Here is a 17,423-nt window from a genome sequence, read left to right on the forward strand (position 1 = left end):
GTATTAGACTCTTAAGGCCTAAGAAAATACATCCACAGAAGTTTCATACTATAGGCTACTTTAAAGTCCTGATCTTAACTATATTTAGAGACTGAGCTATACTCCCGGAGACTGGGTCGGTTATCTGTTCACTTATGAGGCTATTTACATCAAACCCGTGTCCATACGCAAACCTCTCACCCCTCGCGTGCCTGCCGAAGCCAAAATAGGCAAACACTGTATCGTCCCTGATCCCTTTACTTACTTTTACTTTACACCTTACTCTCTGCCCGGTAGTTAGTGATATTACCTCTACCTCGTCCCCATCATTAATCCCGAGTTGAGATGCCTTATTCTTACTTATCATTACCGGGTTATCTGGGGCCAGTTTAACTAGAGTAGGTATGTCAAAAGTAATGCTGTCTTGCGTATGGTATAGCGTATGACCTGTCGTAAGGAAAAACTCGTCATTAGCCCTCGGCATAATGTTCTTCTCAATATATGTGGGGATGGGGTAATACCCTGCTCTCCTCAGAGTATCAGAGTATATCTCAACCCTACCTGACGGTGTCTTAAACGGCTTTTTATAGGGATAGACCTCATACACTTCTTCCTCGATCCTTAATGCGCCTTTTTGGGCTAGCTCTTCTTTACTTACGTTAAGTTGTTTCAGGGCCATTTCCTCAAGGTCTTTAAATGTTGAGCTTGACAAACCAAGCCTATGTTCTAGTTCTAACATAATCCACCATAAAGGTCTCGTGTCGTATAGGGGGTCTATAGTCTTCTGGTGTATGTCCACCCAGTTATCTAGAGTCCAACCCACAGGTAAAGGTAATTCGTCCCTCTCTAGATACGTAGACTCTGCTAAGACCACGTCGGCGTATTCGGTAACGTCGGAAGGCATTACGTCGACCACTGCCAGAAAGTCTACTGCCTTTAATGCCCTCCTTACAAACTCAGAGTCGGGGTCTCTACCATCGAGGTTAGTACCTATTACCATTAAAGCCTTTATAGGATAGGGGCTACCCGTAAGGATAGCCCTATAGACCTCCTGGAATGCCGCGTATGTAAGGGGGTACCTGATCTTATCTATCCTCTGTGCCTTTACATTACTCTTATCGTAGAGTTTAACCTTAGCCTTTTTAGCTATAATTAACCCTCCCTTCTTATCTATATTGCCTAGCATAGCGTTAATTGTAAATGCCGCCATCCATGTATATGTAGAGTCGTTCGAGAAAGAGGTGTGCCAACCGTCATCTATAACAGATGCGGGTCTGTTAGACCAGAGGTTTTCCGCTATGTATTTAACGTCGTCATAACCCACTCCGGTGATCTGTTGTAGCCTAGGGTAGACTTTTTCCCCTTCCTTTTCTAATAGCGAGAATACCGTAATGGCTTTCCTCCCGTTCAAGGATTTCTCTTCGAGAAGTTGTTGAGAATATATACCGGTAGGGGTTAGGTCGTCCTCGTATACGAGTAAGGGGGCATTAGTATACTTTACCAAAAAGTCCTTATCATACATCTCGTTCCTGATCATGTAATATATTACTCCCAATAGGAACGCAGTGTCAGTACCAGGCCTGATGGGTACCCATCTCTCGGCGTACCTCTCCGCTATAGCTGATTTTCTCGGGTCTATCACGGCTATTTTTAGCCCCTTTTTCCTGCCTTCGTCTATCCTCCTCACAATATCGGGGACTATCCCCTCCAAGGGGTTCCTACCTATAAAGACGACAAACTTAGAATTTGGATAGTCGGGGTCTACACTCCTCGGGCCCTCTGTCCCGAGTACTAATTCTGAGGCGACAGTCCTAGGCCCGTGGCAAACTGACTCATGTCCTATTAAGTTCGGAGTACCGTATAAAGCGGAAAACCTTTCCAGTAACTCTTTTCCGTAGTCATGGAAGGTGATTGCTAAATACTCTGGGTGTCCTTGATCCAGTAGTTCCTTTAAGTACTTGACTACGGTATCTAACGCCTTATCCCATGTCGTAGGGACTAAGGTGTCACCTTGCCTAATGAGGGGTGATTTTAGCCTATCAGGGTGGCTTAAGAGATAAGGGCCAGCAGCACCCCTACCGCATATTCCGGGCTGGGGGTGATCCTTGTTGGGGGCTACTCTAACGTTCTTACCCTCTACTGAGGTTATAATCCCACAAGCGTTCTTACACATATAACATCTTGCAAATGGCATATAATGATCTATTAACCCCGTGTTTTAAAAATTAGTATAAAAAACTCAAGAAACGTAAGTATGTTTTCTCCTTATAAGGTATAGCAAGTTAATTCTTAGTCTTCTGTTTCTAAAATCTTAGATACGGAAAGTATATAGATGGAATAGATAAAAAGTTATCTCGTTCTACCAAACTTAATCCCCAAAGTTTTTGTATAATACTTAGGGATTTATCCCGTCTTTTTTTACCACCTTGCATATTTTAACCATTTTCCGTTAAATGTTAGTACCATTCTTTCGTTTCCTTTTTCGTCTTTTGTCTTACCTACGTCTATTGTGACATCTATCATGCTCATTATCCCGTCGCCGAACATCTCATGTGCGACATCCTTTATAGCAGGACCGTAGAGTAATACGGCCTCATAGAGCCTATATATAAATGGGTCGGTCGGCGGCCAAGGTTGAGCTGGCGTCCTCATCGGGACTTCCATCAATATTCCCTTATATTCAGGGGGAAGTTCTAAAACCTTGACCAATTTTTCAGCCTCTTCTTCAGTAGCTTGTCCGTAACCGTATAATAACATGGCCGTATAAACTGGGCTCCTACCTATCACCTTCCCTAACTCTTCCCAACTTATCTTCTTCTCTCTCTTTCTCTCTAACATGAGCTCTCTAGCCTTAGACTTATCTAGCATAGGAAAGGCTACTCTTAACCTACTAATTAATATTACTCACCTAGCGAGTTTAAAGTATTCAGCCAAACACGTTAAATGATGTTTATATGTGAAAGGTTGCCGTACATCAGGTGTGTGATGGTCTAAGTTATAAGAAGTTTTCCTCTTGTTATCTTATAGTTCTTTTCATAATAAACGCGAAGGCGGTCTAACGTCTACTGGAGCTCGGCGTAGTCACATGGCTTAATTTATTCGCCTTCACCACGGTTAGGTAATACCTTTCATGTCTTTGCAAATATTACGATTTGCAAATATTATGATAAAGACTATTGCCTAATGAAATCGACCTTCCCCGGATTAAATAAGTCTTCTTTATCATATTTCCTTTTAAACTGAATTATTTTCTGTAAATGATAGCTATCAAGACGACTGTTTATCCTTAGGTCATGCAGTTCAAATATGCTCCCCTCTAGGTTCTCCATATCCTCTTTTATTTTCAAGTATTTAGTTTCGGAATCCGTTAGTATAAATATGTGTGCCAATCTCCCAGCTATAAACTCAACTTGAGTTATAGTACCTTTAGGTAAACGGGAAATTACATCACTGGCTAAACTAACGTCGACGTCCTTGATCATATAATATACTCTCCCAAATTTCTTATAGTATGCTTTAGTAACTCCACCATAAAAAACGTGTTTATTTTCCCAGATCTCTTTTCCGTCGATTCCCTCCACTTTCTCCTCTTTAGAATGTGCTATAAATAACTGCCACTTATCACTGGGCATTACGTTCGTGACCTCGCTTGCTTGAGGGCTCCTTAACGTGACATGATAAAAGTCTCTTCCTTCGTCAAAAGCTTGCATAACGGTATTTAGCAGTTTGCCAGGTGAACTGTCTTCAACAACATGTGTAACATACCTTTCATTATCTATAAGTAACCTGGCCATTGTTATAATGCCCGTAGTCCCCTCGGCATGAGAAGCTATTTTTATATCACCTCCTTTTAGTACCCTGGGCTTACCTCTCGGGTCTATCATCCTTATTTCCGTTACTTGATCCCAGACCCACCCGTATTTGAAACTCCCTACCCCACAACATCCTCCTTCTATGTGCCCGCCTACGGTGACCCCATCCTCGAATGAAGATGGATATACTCTAGGGGGAAAATTGAACTTACCCTTATTGAAATACTTTGCTCCGGCTTCCCCGATAAACTCCTTGTGGGTAAGGATAAACTTATCCATTGACCTTGTATCAATAATAACCCCACCTCTTAAAGGGACTAATCCACCTATATTATTCATCCCTCCTCCACGAGGTATAATCGGAATGTGTTCTTCAATGCATAACTCTACAATCTTAATGACCTCATCCTCATTTACCGGATATACTACAATGTCGCCTACTATGTCTGAAAATCTTGATAAAAAAGGAGACATATAAGTCATGTCACGAGATTCTTTTCTTAATACCTCACTATCGTCGGAAAACCGGATCCCTTCTCTATCTAAATATTTTATAACATACTTTGAGATCATGTGTTAGATTACAATTGATTTTGGAGTATTTGAATATTTAACATAGTTTTTAGATTGTAGATATCAGTTTCGTTATATTCAGTCAGACACTGAAGCGCAAGTCCCTATCCTCCCGTTAAGCAAATGTTTCCACCTTAATATCGATAATATTCTTGCCTTTATTAATTGACCGAGAATATATCTTTTTCACTATTAATGCGGAAAGCAATGTAACGTTTACCCGTAAGAGATAACAGTAGGGATTAAGTGCTCCACTGCCAATTGTAATATCCTTTTCTTAATTAACATAATTCAGTATACAAATAATACAATGTACGTGGAGCTGTTCTTGGTAGTCTCAATTATAACACCCTTATCATACGCTTTTATATACTCCCTTATTTTGCACTTTATGCGGCTTTAAAGGGCAACATAGGCATTAAGCATGTAGATTATTACCTTCAGACTAATTAGTAAGGATATAGATTTAAAAAATATTTAAAAAAAGGTTCAAAAAATTAGATATTATCCATCATAATGCATGACTAATTTATTAAATAGTTTAAAACTATAATTTAGCTCATGCAGAAAGGCGGTAAAAAAGTCTTCGTTAGAGAAAGTTCAGGTTTAATTAGAGAAATAGGCGCATTAGACGCTTTCTCTATGAACTTTGCTTATTTAGGACCAGCTGCAGGTGTTGCCTATCCTCTGACTTTCGCAGTAGTATTACTCGGCTCAAATTGGATTTTAGCTACGGTTTTAGGGGCCGTCTTAATGTTTCCAGTAGCTATACTTTATTATAAATTAGCATGGGTAATGCCGAGAAGTGCAGGAGACTATATCTATATTTCAAGAATAATAGGGCCTAGAGTAGGATACATTCAAGCGATAGCAAATATATTTGTGTTCGCTTCAGGTGTACCGCTTTTAGCGCAGTTAGAATTACCTTTAGTTTTACAGCCATCACTTGAAATTTTAGGAATTACTTTTCATAACGCTTTCCTGATAACTTTTGCTCAAAATTTCTCTTTTTCTGCTGAATCTACTCCAGTTTTCTTTGTGGCTACTTTATTGATAATAGGGTTAGCTACAGCTGTTACGGCAGTTAGGACTAAGTATTTTGCTACCATAGTCTCAGGTTTAACACTTATTCAGATAATTGGGACAATTGCAATGATAATTAGTATATTTACAGTGAGTAATTATCCTGCGGTATTTAATTCCGTTTCTGCATCATATTCTGGTCCGTCTTATTCTTCCCTAATAGAGCCTTTAGGAAAATTTAGCTTAATACAGACTCTAGTATTAATGGCAGCTATAAACTCCTTCCTTTATCTTTACAATAATGCACCGACTTATTTTGGTGGAGAACTTAAAAGGGGCAAAAACACCATGTTAATTGGACTGATAATATCGTATATAATTACAGCTATTATGGCTATCACTCTAGTAGCTGGAATACAGTATAAGATAGGGATTTCGTTTTATGATTATACTAGCGTCAATGGGTGGTTTTCACCAAATGGTAACGGAATACCTATTGCTCCTAATTCCTTATTATCTTACGTTGTTATACCCTTTCTGAATAATCCCCCCTTAGTTACGATTATTGTATTATCTGCATTAACATGGTATTTGTTGTATGCAATTATAGACCTAGCTATACCCACTAGGACGCTTTTTGCTCTATCTTTTGATTGGATGGCTCCTTCTTTTCTTTCAAAGGTACATGAAAAATTAAAGACCCCCATATACTCAGTTTTGATTATAACATCTATGGCGATAATTTTTGATATACTAGAAATATATTTCGGATTTTCGATCGGGGTATTGACTGATATTATAATTTATATCTTATACCAATATTTTCCAGCTGCAATTGCTGCGATAATTCTGGCAAGGAAGAAATTATATGGTGTTAATGATAAATCAATAGAAGTAATAGGTTATATTTCGGCAGTAGTCCTTCTATTTTCGGCTCTATTACTAATAGTTTATGGGGTCTTAAACTCTGCCTTCGGCTCTATGTTATTTGCAGGAAATCTTCCTCTAAACCTCGGGATAATAGTTGGAGTCCCGGTATTTGCGATAGCCATGTTTGAGGGAATTAGACGTTATAGACTTAACCAGGGTATTGATGTCACTATAACATTTAAGGAAATTCCACCGGAGTGATTGGCATGTTAGTAAGGAACGTGAAGTTTAATTCTGATAATAAAATTCACTCAATATACGTTAACGATGAGGGCATGATAGAGTGTATTGACTGTAATAGAAAAGACGGTACTGTAATCGATGCTAAAGGAAGATTGATCTCCCCTCCCTTTGTTAATCCTCACTCTCATCTTGGTTATGCCCTGACCTTAAAATATGCCAAGTTTAATGAAAGCGGTACATTGCTAGAAGGTGTACAAATTACAAGGGAAGAGATTATTCCTAAAATAAGTGAGGAAGACCTAAGAAAAAGACTAGATATTATTTCAAAAATGTTATTTATTAATGGGGTTTTATATGTCAGAACACATGAACCAGTATTAAATGACTTAGCTATAAAGATGTTGAGAATTAGGGAGGAATTCACGAATTTAATAAGAATACAAGTAGTAGCTTTTCCTACTCCGGGGTATTTTTATGGGGATAATATAGAGAGGGCAGAAAAAGCATTAGAAGAAGGTGCGGAAGTAGTTGGATTAATACCCCATAGTGAAGGTAGCATTGAAGAGGGATATAAGTCAATAAAAATTGCTACAGATTTGGCTGTAAAATACGGTAGGTTAATAGATGGACATGTTGATGAGACCGATGATCCTTCATCTCGCTTTTCTGAGGCCTTAGCAAGAGAAGCCCTTGTTAGGGGCATAGGGAAAAGAACTAGTATTAGCCATATGACAGCTTCCCATTCCTATGATAACTGGTATTTTCACAAATTACTCCTCCTATTACGGGATAGTGGCGTATCCGTGATCTCAAACCCTGTAGTCAGCCTTCACTTACAAGGTCGTTATGATAACTATCCCAAGAGGAGAGGTATCGCAAGGATTAGAGAGCTTATGAAAGGAGGTGTAAACGTTGCTTTAGGTAGCGATAACGTTATTGATGCGATTTATCCTCTAGGGGATTATAATATGTTAAGGGTAGTACAAGAAGCGTTCTTAGTAGACCACTTCGTAGCATCTGAAGTAACTTCTTTAATTAGTGGAATTACCGAAAACGGTTATAAAGCTCTTAGTATAGTTCCGCCTATCATTGAAGAAGGACAAAAGGCTCAATTTATCATTTTGCAAGCTAGGAACTATTACGACGCGATTAGGACTGCGTTGCCTCCATTTCTTGTAATTAACGGCAGATATTATGCTAATAATAATGTTTCTTTTCTTGTAAATGATAGTGATATCACTGATAAGGTAATAAACATAGTAGATTGAGCTAAGGTATGATATTTTATATATTTTCTGATTAAATTAGTGGGGGGCCTAAGTATTTAACGTAAACTGAGGTATAATTATCGAGGGAAATGTTTAGGGTAATACTCAGCTGTTACGATTTTTGAATAAATGTCAACCAGAATCGGGCTTACGGTGGCGATAATAAGCTTTGCTCTCATGGATCACATATTACTTTATGGTACTTACTGTCCACGAGACTGAAGAAATTTTTTAACGCATGATCTAAATACTTGGTCAAAGCACTAAAGGGCAAGTCTCTCGTCATATTCATAGCCAATGTGTATACTTTAAGTTAAAGCTATTTTTGTCCTTTATAAAGTGACCGAGTATATCGCTCTTTCATTTCCTCCATCAACTATAGTTATCTGCGACCCTATACAAGATGGATTCACTTTGGGAATATGATCCTTTAGGAGTACCAATTAAAAAACTCTTAATAAATATCTAGAATATAATTAGCATTTACTGAAAAATCGTTGCAGTAAAGTATTACCCTGAACACTTACATGCATACTTATACTTCATTATTATCTTAAATAGTTAGGAACACAAAATCTTGATCTGAAGATCTAATATTACACATCTAATTGGTAAAAATATATTAGGCACAAGAGTTTTAGGTAAAATGTTATCTAAATAGTAAGAATATATACTTTCAATATAAATTTTCACATGATTTTTCCCAAATCTTCATCAAAAATATACAAAATTCAAGTGTAATAGTTTGTAATATTTTTAATTTAAATGGGTTTTACATTTAAAAAGAGTTCATGAAAAGATTACATTTATGTCACAAGGTAAAAAACTATTCATAAGGGAATCCTCAGGTCTAGTTAGGCAAATGGGAGCCAAGCATGCGTTTGCAAAAGTATTAGCCCTAATTGTTCCAATATCACTTTACTATACCCTAATTTATTCACCAGCAATACCAGCAGCTAACTGGTACATAGGTATAACTATAGCACCGATAATAGCTTTACCTATATTTTTAGTCTACCTAAAATTAGCGGAGTATATTCCACGGTCTTCAGGGGAGTATATCTACATTTCGAGGATCATAGGACCTTTACCCGCTACTATACAAGGGATGGCTAATATTATTTCAACTCCTTTATTAGCTGCTATACTATCTCAAATAGAGGTATCCGCAGGGATAGGACCGGCATTTCAAATAATAGGACTTGCTTTTAAAAACTCGGCATTATTTAACCTAGGTACTGAAATACTCTCAAACCCAGACTATTTCTTTCTAGCCAGTTTAGTATCATTAGTCTTAATGTGGATAGTGAGTATATCTCCGCAAAAAATAATGGCCAATTTCCTTTTTGCTATCGCCACAATGCAGGTTGTAGGAGCTATCCTAATTATAGGTTTATTTGCACAAGGTAGAACAGCTTTTGTAAATGATTTCAATAAATTCTCGTCAACGTTCTCTGGGCCTAATTACCAGGATCTATATTCACAAGGATTAAGCTACTACTCACCTTACACTGATCCGTTGCAGACTTTCGTCTTTGCGATATTGATGCTTATGTGGCTCTTTGTATGGTTTTTTGGTCCTTCTTATTTTGCAGGCGAGTATAAACAAGCTACCAGGAGTCTAAAGGTAGGAATGCTAATAGGTTACGGTATAGCTACAGCTTTAATAATAGGATTAACAGTTTACACTGCGACTACGATGGGGATACCGTTCTTTAATGAGGTAGCTTTGAACGGTTGGGGTTCCAGTAATCCGGTAAGCGCATCAGAAGGATATATAGCATGGGCAGGAGTAATGGTGGTAAGTTCACCTATTCTGGCCCTGCTTGTAGGTGTGTTGAATATAGGTATCCAGTTCGTAGCGGGTCCTCTATCGTTAGCGATCCCCGCTAGAGTGATGCTTGCCATGGCATTTGATAGGATACTACCGGAGAAACTAGCTTATGTGAACCCAACGACACAAAGTCCTCTTATAGCTTCAGGCGTTGCTCTAGCGTTAGGCGTATTCTTTGAGTATGCTACTCAGTTTTTAGGTTTTGCTGTTTCAACTATTGCATTGATTGCTGTTTTGTTTATTTATCAATTTTTACAAGCTACAATATCAGCTACTGTAGCAGGTATTAAAGGTATACCTAGCGTTGAACTATCACAGAAAGAAAAGAAAGAGCTACTGATAACAGGGATAATTTCATCAGCAGTTCTGGTTATAGCAGTCATAACAGCTATAGGCTACGCATTGATTAATAGTTTGTATAACTCTATGGTTCTAGCAGGTAATTTGCCCCTGAACCTCACACTGATAGCAATAATACCGATAATTGGAGTGATAACATATTATATATCTAAATATTATAGGCAAAAAGAAGGAGTAGACTTAAAATTAGTGTTTACGGAGATACCACCCGAGTAATCTCTTTTATTTCATTTTTTACAGTGTCATTTTCAAATATGTCTAAAGGTAAATAAGCTGTAACTATCCAATTGGGAACATCTACGACTTGACTAACTCTCAGGTTTACCGCTACACTTGCTAACATATAAGCTTCAACAGGAGCCATATACTTTGACAAGATAGAAATTATACCCTTAATAGCTTTTTTAGATGCTACCCATAAGTTACTATCAATACCCGGATAAGCTATATACTCATTAAATTCCATGTCTTTTACTTTATTGGAATAAAATATTGGTTGAGTTAATCCTATGTTCTTTATCAATCTTATTTTCATAGTGACCTCTAGTGGGGCTTCAATAGCTGTGCCACAGACCTCTCCATCCCCTTGAGCTAAATGGGTGTCTCCTATAGAGAGTAGACCCCCATTAATGAATACCGGAAGATATAACTTAGAACCTTTAGTTAGGTGCTTTATATCCATATTGCCTCCGTTTTCTCTAGGGGGAATAGTACTTAATTTACCTCTTTGAGGTAAAGCTACTCCGATAACACCAGGGAAAGGATATGTGGGAATCTTGACCTCAATCTCTCCAAACTTAGCATAGGCATTGTTATTTTTAACGTTCCATATCTTAAGAGAAGGTCCTTTTAGATCAATAGGTGCAGTGTATTGTTCATCTGATAGGAATCCAAAACCTGGAATAACTGCCGTCCATCCCCATCCTTTATCCTTAAAATCAATGAACTCTATCTCTAAGACATCTCCAGGCTCAGCGCCTCTAATTTCGATGGGCCCTGTCAGAGGATGGATTCTGTCGAAATCTAAGTTATATAGCTCTCTATCTGTAGAAGACGGGCTTATTTGCCCGTCTGAAGCTTCTTTAGTTTCTACGGTTATTATATCACCATCACTTATTGAGAAAATAGGAGGGAGAGAACTATCCCATTTATTATGGGTTTTTGCGTGTATAGTGTATTGCATATTTTAATATACGATAAGCGAGATTAAAATGTAAAGAGCTATGTTTGAATCAAATATACTCAGTAAATTCGAGAGAGAACTAGGTAATAAAATGATAGTTGACATAGATCAAATAATCAATTATTCTATTGCACCTTATGTTGTTTCTCCAATACTGTCTAAAATGAATAGAGATATTATAGGTATTATTAAGGTATCTAATGAAGATGACATAAAGACTATTTTACAGTTAGCTTATAAGTATAATGTTCCCTTGATTATGCGCGGAAGAGGCACCTCAACTATTGGTCAGGTAATCCCGCTTAAACCTTCTATAGTCGTAGACATAAATAATTTGACGAGTGACTTTGAAATGGATAATGAATACGTCAGAGTACGCCCTGGAGATAAAGTTTTTGAAATTTTAAGATACTTGAAGAGACATGGTAAGACATTGAAGGTCTATCCTAGTAGTCTGTATCTTTCTACAATTGGAGGATATATCGCCGGGGGAGATGTAGGGATTGGATCATTTCAATTTGGGTACCACTTCCACGCAGGTATCAAGTATCTAAAAGTTTACGGTAGTAATGCAAATATCTTAGAGGTAAGGGAAAAAGAGACTTTGGGATTTGCACAAGCAGCAGGCACTAATGGCGTTATCACTGAAGCTGAAATAGGAATAATGGATCGTGATGATTGGAAGGACCAATTAATAACTAGTAAAGATTTATTGCAGATTCTAGAAATTATAAAAACTCTTCCGAGAGAAAAAACAAGGAGAATCATCATAGAGGATTCTGATGCACTAAGCTTGGTAGGAAGGTTGACCGGGCTGAACGAGTGGAACCTGATTATTTCTTCAACTTTGAAATTAGGAAGTGAAATAGACGGTAGATTTTTAGATGAACTAGCATTTGCAGCAGTCTATGTAACCTTTAGCAAAATATCTGGTTTCAAAAATTATTTTTATGAGGTGAGGTTGTTATCTCTTGAGGAGTTCTATGAAGTTATAAGCGAAATAAAGAAATATTTAGGTAGAAAAGTGCTGATCCATGGTGATGTAATGACGTTAAGAGGAAAGATCATTATTTACACTGTGTTCATGTCCGAGAAGAGGAACTTTAAGATTATCGAGGACATAATGAAAAAGAAAGGGATTCCATTCGAGATCCATTCTATATACATAAATGATAGGGTAGATGAACCTGAGAGATTAGAACTGATGAAAAAGTACAAAAGGTTATTAGATCCTAAAGATATTTTAAATCCAGGGAAACTGAGACTTGATACTTGAAAGTCTAATAAAAACCGTAAGTGCCTTAGAAACTAAAAACCCTAAGCAGAAAATACTCGAAATAATCAAAAATAGGGGCGTTGAAGTAGAGGAGATCAATCTTAAGGCAAATAATGAAGATGTCACGTACTTGAGATTTTATGTTAAAAATTCTAAAAATAGGACGGTAGAAGTATTAGGTAGACTTGGTGCGGTTCAAATAAATAATTCTATAGGACTAGTCTCAGACGCTGATGGAGCAATAGTGTCGTTAACAGTCCTCTTAGAGTTATTGAATTTAATTGAAAACGGATTTAATATTCCAATAAATGTTACCGTTATTACTAATGTTAGTACTAATGCAATGCTAATACCCCATCAGCCATTCTATTTCATGGTACCTTTAGTAGGTCTAGAAGAAGCTATTAAATATGAAGTAGATAAAAAAGCTGACACGCTTATCTCGATAGACTCTACAAAGGGAAATAAAATAGCTAAATATAATGACTTTGCCATAACTCACGTTATAAAAGAGGGGTATATTCTGAGGGTAACGGAGGAAATCATCGATATTTATACTAGAGTTACAAACCATGAACCATACTTTATCCCACTTACTACGGGTGACCTAACACCACTTAGCTTTAAGGTGTATCACATTAGTACTACTCTTGTTTCACCTTGGATATATACTGATGCCGCTGTTTTAGGAGTAGCTACAGTGTCGGCCTATCCTGTGCCAGGCTATGCTACAGGGGTAATGGATATTAATATGTTAGAACATGCATCGAGGTTTATCCTTGAGTTAATAAAGTATTTGAATGATAAAAACTTGGTTTATTATGATGATGAATTAAAAGAACTTAAAGAAAAAATTGGGAACTCTAACCTATTGAGGTTTCATTCTGGTGGTATTTCTTGATATAGTAGTCTGAGGTCTATCCCCTCATTCTTTTTCAAGGTATAATACCTTAAAATGTAAATTATTACTCCTACCAGTACAGCTATGCCAATAAACTCGTCAGCAAATGTATTACCACCTAGGGCTGGGTCAGTAATAAATACATAAGCGAGATAAACGAAATATATGAATGAAAGAGCAGATGCTATTACAATAACTGGTATTTTGCCTATTCTAAATCTACTTGCATTAGAATCTTTAAAGAAGGATTTCTTTACATAAAATATTCCTCCTAGTGATACTATAGCGAACCATATCATTCCTAAAAGAGTGGTGCCGAATAAGTCGTATATAGAAGCGAAAAATATGGATACAAGTATTATTATCATTGTCCCTGCAAAATCTAGGAGGTGAATATATATCGGCGATTTAAACTTTGCACTTATGTAAGCAAATTTTTCCGGTAAAACTCTATCAAAGGATAGAGCGAAGACATACCTTGCAAAGATAGCTATCCCGTATCCTATTGTTGCTAAATCCCAGAAGGGAAATCCTATTGCGACGATCCAATCAATTATAGGGTTCTTTATAGTTAAAATTGCATAGGTTAAGAAGTTAGGAGAAATCGGGGCATTACTAGGCCAGTTGGAAGGGGCATTATTAGCAAAATTAATCCCGACAACGTTATACATTACCGCAAGGCTTAATGTTACTATTAGTCCTGTGAATAACAAAGAAAGGTAAAGGTTATATTTTCCTTTTTTATGTAATCCTCTAATTTCAGCAGCTATGCTAGGTGAGGCGTTAAGCCATGGGTAGATGAACACTACGAATAGAGGTAAAAGGCTCATTGTAGCTAAAAAAGAGAAAGGAGAAGAACTTGCGGTCTCTATCTTATAATATGTAGTATTATACGGTGCTAAGAGAGAATTAACAGAGCTTACGAAGGCTGAATGCCCATAGTATAGCATACTCGCTAATGTTACTATAGTAGAAATTATTGCTATTATAGCTGTTACTGATATAAACATAAAACCGAATTTAGGTCTAAAAATGTTTACAGCTATACCTATAGAAAAAACTACAGCAGCTAAAATTGCTGTATAGACTGGCGATAAGAGCATTGATGATACCGTTGATAACCCTGGATTTGAGTAAATTACTGAAAGAGCCCCTAAAGAAGAGCTAAGAAAAGAGGGTACTGATAGGGCTATAAGTGCTATGTATGCTAGAGTTTGTAATGCTAATCCTATTGCCAAGGGTGACGCTATCCACGGTGAGACCAACCTTGACATCCAAACATAGTCACCGCCGGTTCTGGGTATATCGATCATTAATAGTGTGTACATTATTGCTTGAGGTATGGTAAGTAGTAAACCTATTATTGACGTTAATATCGCATTACTGCCTGGTATTAGGGCAGACGAGACAAAATATATCCCTGCACCAGCTGACATGTTACCTAAATTTATCATTATAGCATCGAGTACCGATGCGTCTTTTATTAAGCCTGAACTCTCCCTAATAAATAGTTTCTTTTCCATAACGGAATTATGATAGTAAATATTTAAAACTTTATGCATTATCTTAAACAATTTGGATAAGTTGGACGGTAAAAAATGTTTAAATTTTTGCGTTAATGTTTTTCCTATTAATGGAAAACTAATGACAGATAATGGCCCTCATTTTGTGTTGTTTTTAGTAAGATCACACCTGATTTTTATAAGCTCAAATAAATATAAAGAAAATAATGCTAAATGAGTGGATACCGGTCTCATTTTCTGACCAAGTTAAAAGTATTCTAAGTGTGACCACTCTTTCTAGAGATATTATCCTTTGGAACTACGCAGGTCGTATCCTAGCTTTTAACGACTTATGCCCTCACAGATCGGCTAAGTTGTCTTTAGGTAAAGTAATAGACGGTGAGATAGAATGTCCCTATCACGGATGGCGTTTTGACCATAACGGAGAATTAGTTTTGGTACCGTCATTAGGAAAAAAGATAAACGTTAAGCTGACTAAATATAATACACTAGAGAAGTACGGAATAGTATGGATATCTATTTCACATGAACTCCATGAGATCCCTTTTGTAAGTGAGTGGGAGAAAGAAGATTTTAGAAAGATAAGATGTGGCCCTTATGTTATTAATGCAAACCCTTTTAGGGTTATGGAAAACTTAATGGACGTATCCCACTTTCCGTTTGTCCATTCAAATTATTTAGGCGATCCTAAATTTCCTCAGATCCCAGAGTATGAAGTAGAGAAGAATTATAGAGGAGAAATAATAGCGAAAAATATCCTAGTGTGGCAACCTAACCCAGATGGAACCACTAATGGTAGATTTTTTAACTATACTTATAAAGTGCTAACACCATTCGTCCTCTATTTCAAGAAGGAAGATAAAGGGAATGTATTTTCAATGTTATTTGCAGTTAACCCCGTTTCTAAGGATAAAAGCATTGTTTACGCGTGGATATTTATGAACTATGCTCATCAAGTAGATCCAGAGAGTATTAGAAAGTTCGAGGATGAAATAATAAATCAAGACAAGAAAGTCTTAGAATCCCAGCCCAAAGAATATTATCTAGATTTAAGGAAAGAAATAAGTGTCAAAGCTGATAAATTATCTATTTTTTATAGAAGAATGTTAAGAGAGAGGTTGGGAGTAATGCCGGAACTGGGTTTAACAGAATAGCTTTAATTATAGTATCTTTCTATTTACTTACATGATAATAAAAAACATAAAGATAGTCAATAAAAATAGTGAAGTTGTAGAAGCCGAAATTAAAATAGAGGAGAATAGGATAGTTAAAGTAGGCAAATCCGTTGGGAACTCAGATATGGTGTTGGATGGTAAGGGTAAGTTACTCCTGCCTGGTGGAGTTGATAATCACGTCCATATATATAAGACATATCTAAAGGTCCCCACATCAGATGACGTAAAGAAAAGCACATCAGCAGCCCTATTAGGTGGAACTACGACTGTAATTGATTTTGCGTTCGTGGATAGAGAACCTAACTTAGACCAGAGGATTGAACAATTTAAGGACTCAGCTACCAATTATTCTTTTCATATTTTTGCCAACACTGTTTCTAGTGAGCTAAGTAAAATATTCGAGCGCGGGTTCAAATCGGTAAAATTTATGATGATCGAATATGCTGGACTAAAGAGTAGCTTGTCAGATTTAATAAAATTGAATGAATTTGTAAAGGAAAGAGGCGGGTATATAATGGTACATGCTGAAGATGAGGAGCTAATTAAGGTTCTGTCTGAAGGTAAGGTGGGAGAGCCTGCTCTACATCTTTTAACTAGACCTGAAGAGACTGAGATATCTGCAGTTGCAAGGGTTAATGCAATCCTTGACAGAGGTCTTATAGCTCATACTAGTGCCGGAAAGTCCCTAGATATCATAGACCATAAGAGGGTAAAGGCAGAGGCTGTTCTCCACCATCTTATTCTAGATAAAAGCGTATACGACAGGAAAGACTCTTATATGTATGTGACCTCACCCCCAGTTAGGGATCCGGAGGAACTGTGGAAAAGGATAGATAAGGTTTATGTTATTGCTACTGACCATAACTGGTTTAATAAGAGCGTCAAAGAGGCGCATAATCAATTCCCTGATCTAGTGCCAGGCTTACCGGGTATAGAGCTTAGAGTCCCTATGATTATTACCGAGTTTATAAAAAGGGGACTACCCCTACATAGGGCTATAGAGTTACTATCGGAAAACCCAGCAAGGCTTAACGGTCTCGACACCGGAGCTATCAAAGAAGGGTATAGGGCGGACCTAGTCCTTTATGACCTGAGTAAGAAATGGAAGATCAGTATAAATACGACCCATATGGCGGATTGGACTCCTTATGAGGGATATGAAGTTATCGGAAAAGTGGATACTACAATAGTCAACGGTGAAATAGTAGTTGAAGGTAGCGAAATAGTGAGCCAAAAGAGGGGAGAGTTATTATATAATAACCTTTAAGAAGGCTCCCAAAGACCTAGTAAACCCGTAAGGCTTAATCTTATATATTCACATGGTTAATCTATAAAGGGCATCTTTCAAGGTAAGACGAAAAGCCCTCTGTAAGATAATTGTAAGGCAAATATCAGAAAGTCAA

General features: G+C 37.2%; 12 protein-coding genes. 7 read left to right on the forward strand and 5 right to left on the reverse strand.

Annotated features, from left to right (window positions below; translation table 11 throughout):
* Positions 1–55 precede the first annotated feature (55 nt).
* From KN1_RS14185 to KN1_RS14195, 3 genes are all read right to left on the reverse strand, one after another.
* A complete protein-coding gene (locus KN1_RS14185) occupies positions 56–2,173 on the reverse strand; it encodes a molybdopterin-containing oxidoreductase family protein (protein ID WP_221288409.1) in 2,118 nt (705 codons plus the stop codon).
* A gap of 224 nt (positions 2,174–2,397) precedes the next feature.
* Positions 2,398–2,847 carry a cyanase gene (gene cynS, locus KN1_RS14190; RefSeq protein ID WP_221288411.1) on the reverse strand — a complete coding sequence of 150 codons (450 nt, stop codon included), beginning with the start codon at positions 2,845–2,847 and terminating at the stop codon, positions 2,398–2,400.
* Between the two features lie 305 nt (positions 2,848–3,152).
* Positions 3,153–4,364 carry an FAD-binding oxidoreductase gene (locus tag KN1_RS14195; RefSeq protein ID WP_221288413.1) on the reverse strand — a complete coding sequence of 404 codons (1,212 nt, stop codon included), beginning with the start codon at positions 4,362–4,364 and terminating at the stop codon, positions 3,153–3,155.
* Between the two features lie 561 nt (positions 4,365–4,925).
* Here KN1_RS14195 and KN1_RS14200 point away from each other — a divergent pair.
* From KN1_RS14200 to KN1_RS14210, 3 genes are all read left to right on the forward strand, one after another.
* A complete protein-coding gene (locus tag KN1_RS14200; protein ID WP_221288415.1) occupies positions 4,926–6,518 on the forward strand; it encodes an APC family permease in 1,593 nt (530 codons plus the stop codon).
* A 5-nt stretch (positions 6,519–6,523) separates the two neighbouring features.
* A complete protein-coding gene (locus KN1_RS14205) occupies positions 6,524–7,768 on the forward strand; it encodes an amidohydrolase family protein (protein ID WP_221288416.1) in 1,245 nt (414 codons plus the stop codon).
* A gap of 808 nt (positions 7,769–8,576) precedes the next feature.
* Positions 8,577–10,178 carry an APC family permease gene (locus KN1_RS14210; protein WP_221288418.1) on the forward strand — a complete coding sequence of 534 codons (1,602 nt, stop codon included), beginning with the start codon at positions 8,577–8,579 and terminating at the stop codon, positions 10,176–10,178.
* Here KN1_RS14210 and KN1_RS14215 read toward each other — a convergent pair.
* The gene (locus tag KN1_RS14215; RefSeq protein WP_221288420.1) at positions 10,156–11,145 is read right to left on the reverse strand and encodes an acetamidase/formamidase family protein; all 990 of its coding nucleotides are present in this window, start codon (positions 11,143–11,145) and stop codon (positions 10,156–10,158) included. The genes KN1_RS14210 and KN1_RS14215 overlap by 23 nt on opposite strands.
* A 91-nt stretch (positions 11,146–11,236) precedes the next feature.
* Between KN1_RS14215 and KN1_RS14220 the strand changes: the two genes are divergently transcribed.
* Together KN1_RS14220 and KN1_RS14225 are read left to right on the forward strand one after the other, a co-directional pair.
* Positions 11,237–12,421, forward strand: a complete 1,185-nt coding sequence (locus KN1_RS14220; RefSeq protein ID WP_225905723.1) for an FAD-binding oxidoreductase — start codon at positions 11,237–11,239, stop codon at positions 12,419–12,421.
* Entirely contained in the window at positions 12,411–13,322 is a 912-nt protein-coding gene (locus KN1_RS14225; protein ID WP_221288424.1) for a DUF1177 family protein, read from the forward strand. The genes KN1_RS14220 and KN1_RS14225 overlap by 11 nt, the downstream gene beginning before the upstream one ends.
* Here KN1_RS14225 and KN1_RS14230 read toward each other — a convergent pair.
* Complete coding sequence (locus KN1_RS14230; protein WP_221288426.1) at positions 13,301–14,845, reverse strand: APC family permease; 1,545 nt, start codon at positions 14,843–14,845, stop codon at positions 13,301–13,303. The two genes, KN1_RS14225 and KN1_RS14230, sit on opposite strands and share 22 nt — an antisense overlap.
* Positions 14,846–15,051: 206 nt before the next feature.
* On the opposite strand from KN1_RS14230, the gene KN1_RS14235 reads away from it, so the two are divergent.
* Positions 15,052–15,999 carry an aromatic ring-hydroxylating oxygenase subunit alpha gene (locus KN1_RS14235; protein ID WP_221288428.1) on the forward strand — a complete coding sequence of 316 codons (948 nt, stop codon included), beginning with the start codon at positions 15,052–15,054 and terminating at the stop codon, positions 15,997–15,999.
* A 31-nt stretch (positions 16,000–16,030) separates the two neighbouring features.
* Entirely contained in the window at positions 16,031–17,287 is a 1,257-nt protein-coding gene (locus KN1_RS14240) for an amidohydrolase family protein (RefSeq protein WP_221288430.1), read from the forward strand.
* Positions 17,288–17,423: the final 136 nt, after the last annotated feature.

It is taken from the genome of Stygiolobus caldivivus (assembly GCF_019704315.1).
In the GTDB taxonomy this organism is placed as follows: domain Archaea; phylum Thermoproteota; class Thermoprotei_A; order Sulfolobales; family Sulfolobaceae; genus Stygiolobus; species Stygiolobus caldivivus.

What these genes read in the sequence shown, in the direction of transcription:
- KN1_RS14205 (WP_221288416.1), top strand. Translation starts at nt 6,524, where the DNA reads ATGTTAGTAAGGAACGTGAAGTTTAATTCTGATAATAAAATTCACTCA.
- KN1_RS14210 (WP_221288418.1), top strand. Translation starts at nt 8,577, where the DNA reads ATGTCACAAGGTAAAAAACTATTCATAAGGGAATCCTCAGGTCTAGTT.
- KN1_RS14230 (WP_221288426.1), bottom strand. Translation starts at nt 14,845, where the DNA reads ATGGAAAAGAAACTATTTATTAGGGAGAGTTCAGGCTTAATAAAAGAC.
- KN1_RS14240 (WP_221288430.1), top strand. Translation starts at nt 16,031, where the DNA reads ATGATAATAAAAAACATAAAGATAGTCAATAAAAATAGTGAAGTTGTA.
- KN1_RS14185 (WP_221288409.1), bottom strand. Translation starts at nt 2,173, where the DNA reads ATGCCATTTGCAAGATGTTATATGTGTAAGAACGCTTGTGGGATTATA.
- KN1_RS14235 (WP_221288428.1), top strand. Translation starts at nt 15,052, where the DNA reads ATGCTAAATGAGTGGATACCGGTCTCATTTTCTGACCAAGTTAAAAGT.
- KN1_RS14215 (WP_221288420.1), bottom strand. Translation starts at nt 11,145, where the DNA reads ATGCAATACACTATACACGCAAAAACCCATAATAAATGGGATAGTTCT.
- cynS (WP_221288411.1), bottom strand. Translation starts at nt 2,847, where the DNA reads ATGCTAGATAAGTCTAAGGCTAGAGAGCTCATGTTAGAGAGAAAGAGA.
- KN1_RS14195 (WP_221288413.1), bottom strand. Translation starts at nt 4,364, where the DNA reads ATGATCTCAAAGTATGTTATAAAATATTTAGATAGAGAAGGGATCCGG.
- KN1_RS14200 (WP_221288415.1), top strand. Translation starts at nt 4,926, where the DNA reads ATGCAGAAAGGCGGTAAAAAAGTCTTCGTTAGAGAAAGTTCAGGTTTA.
- KN1_RS14220 (WP_225905723.1), top strand. Translation starts at nt 11,237, where the DNA reads ATGATAGTTGACATAGATCAAATAATCAATTATTCTATTGCACCTTAT.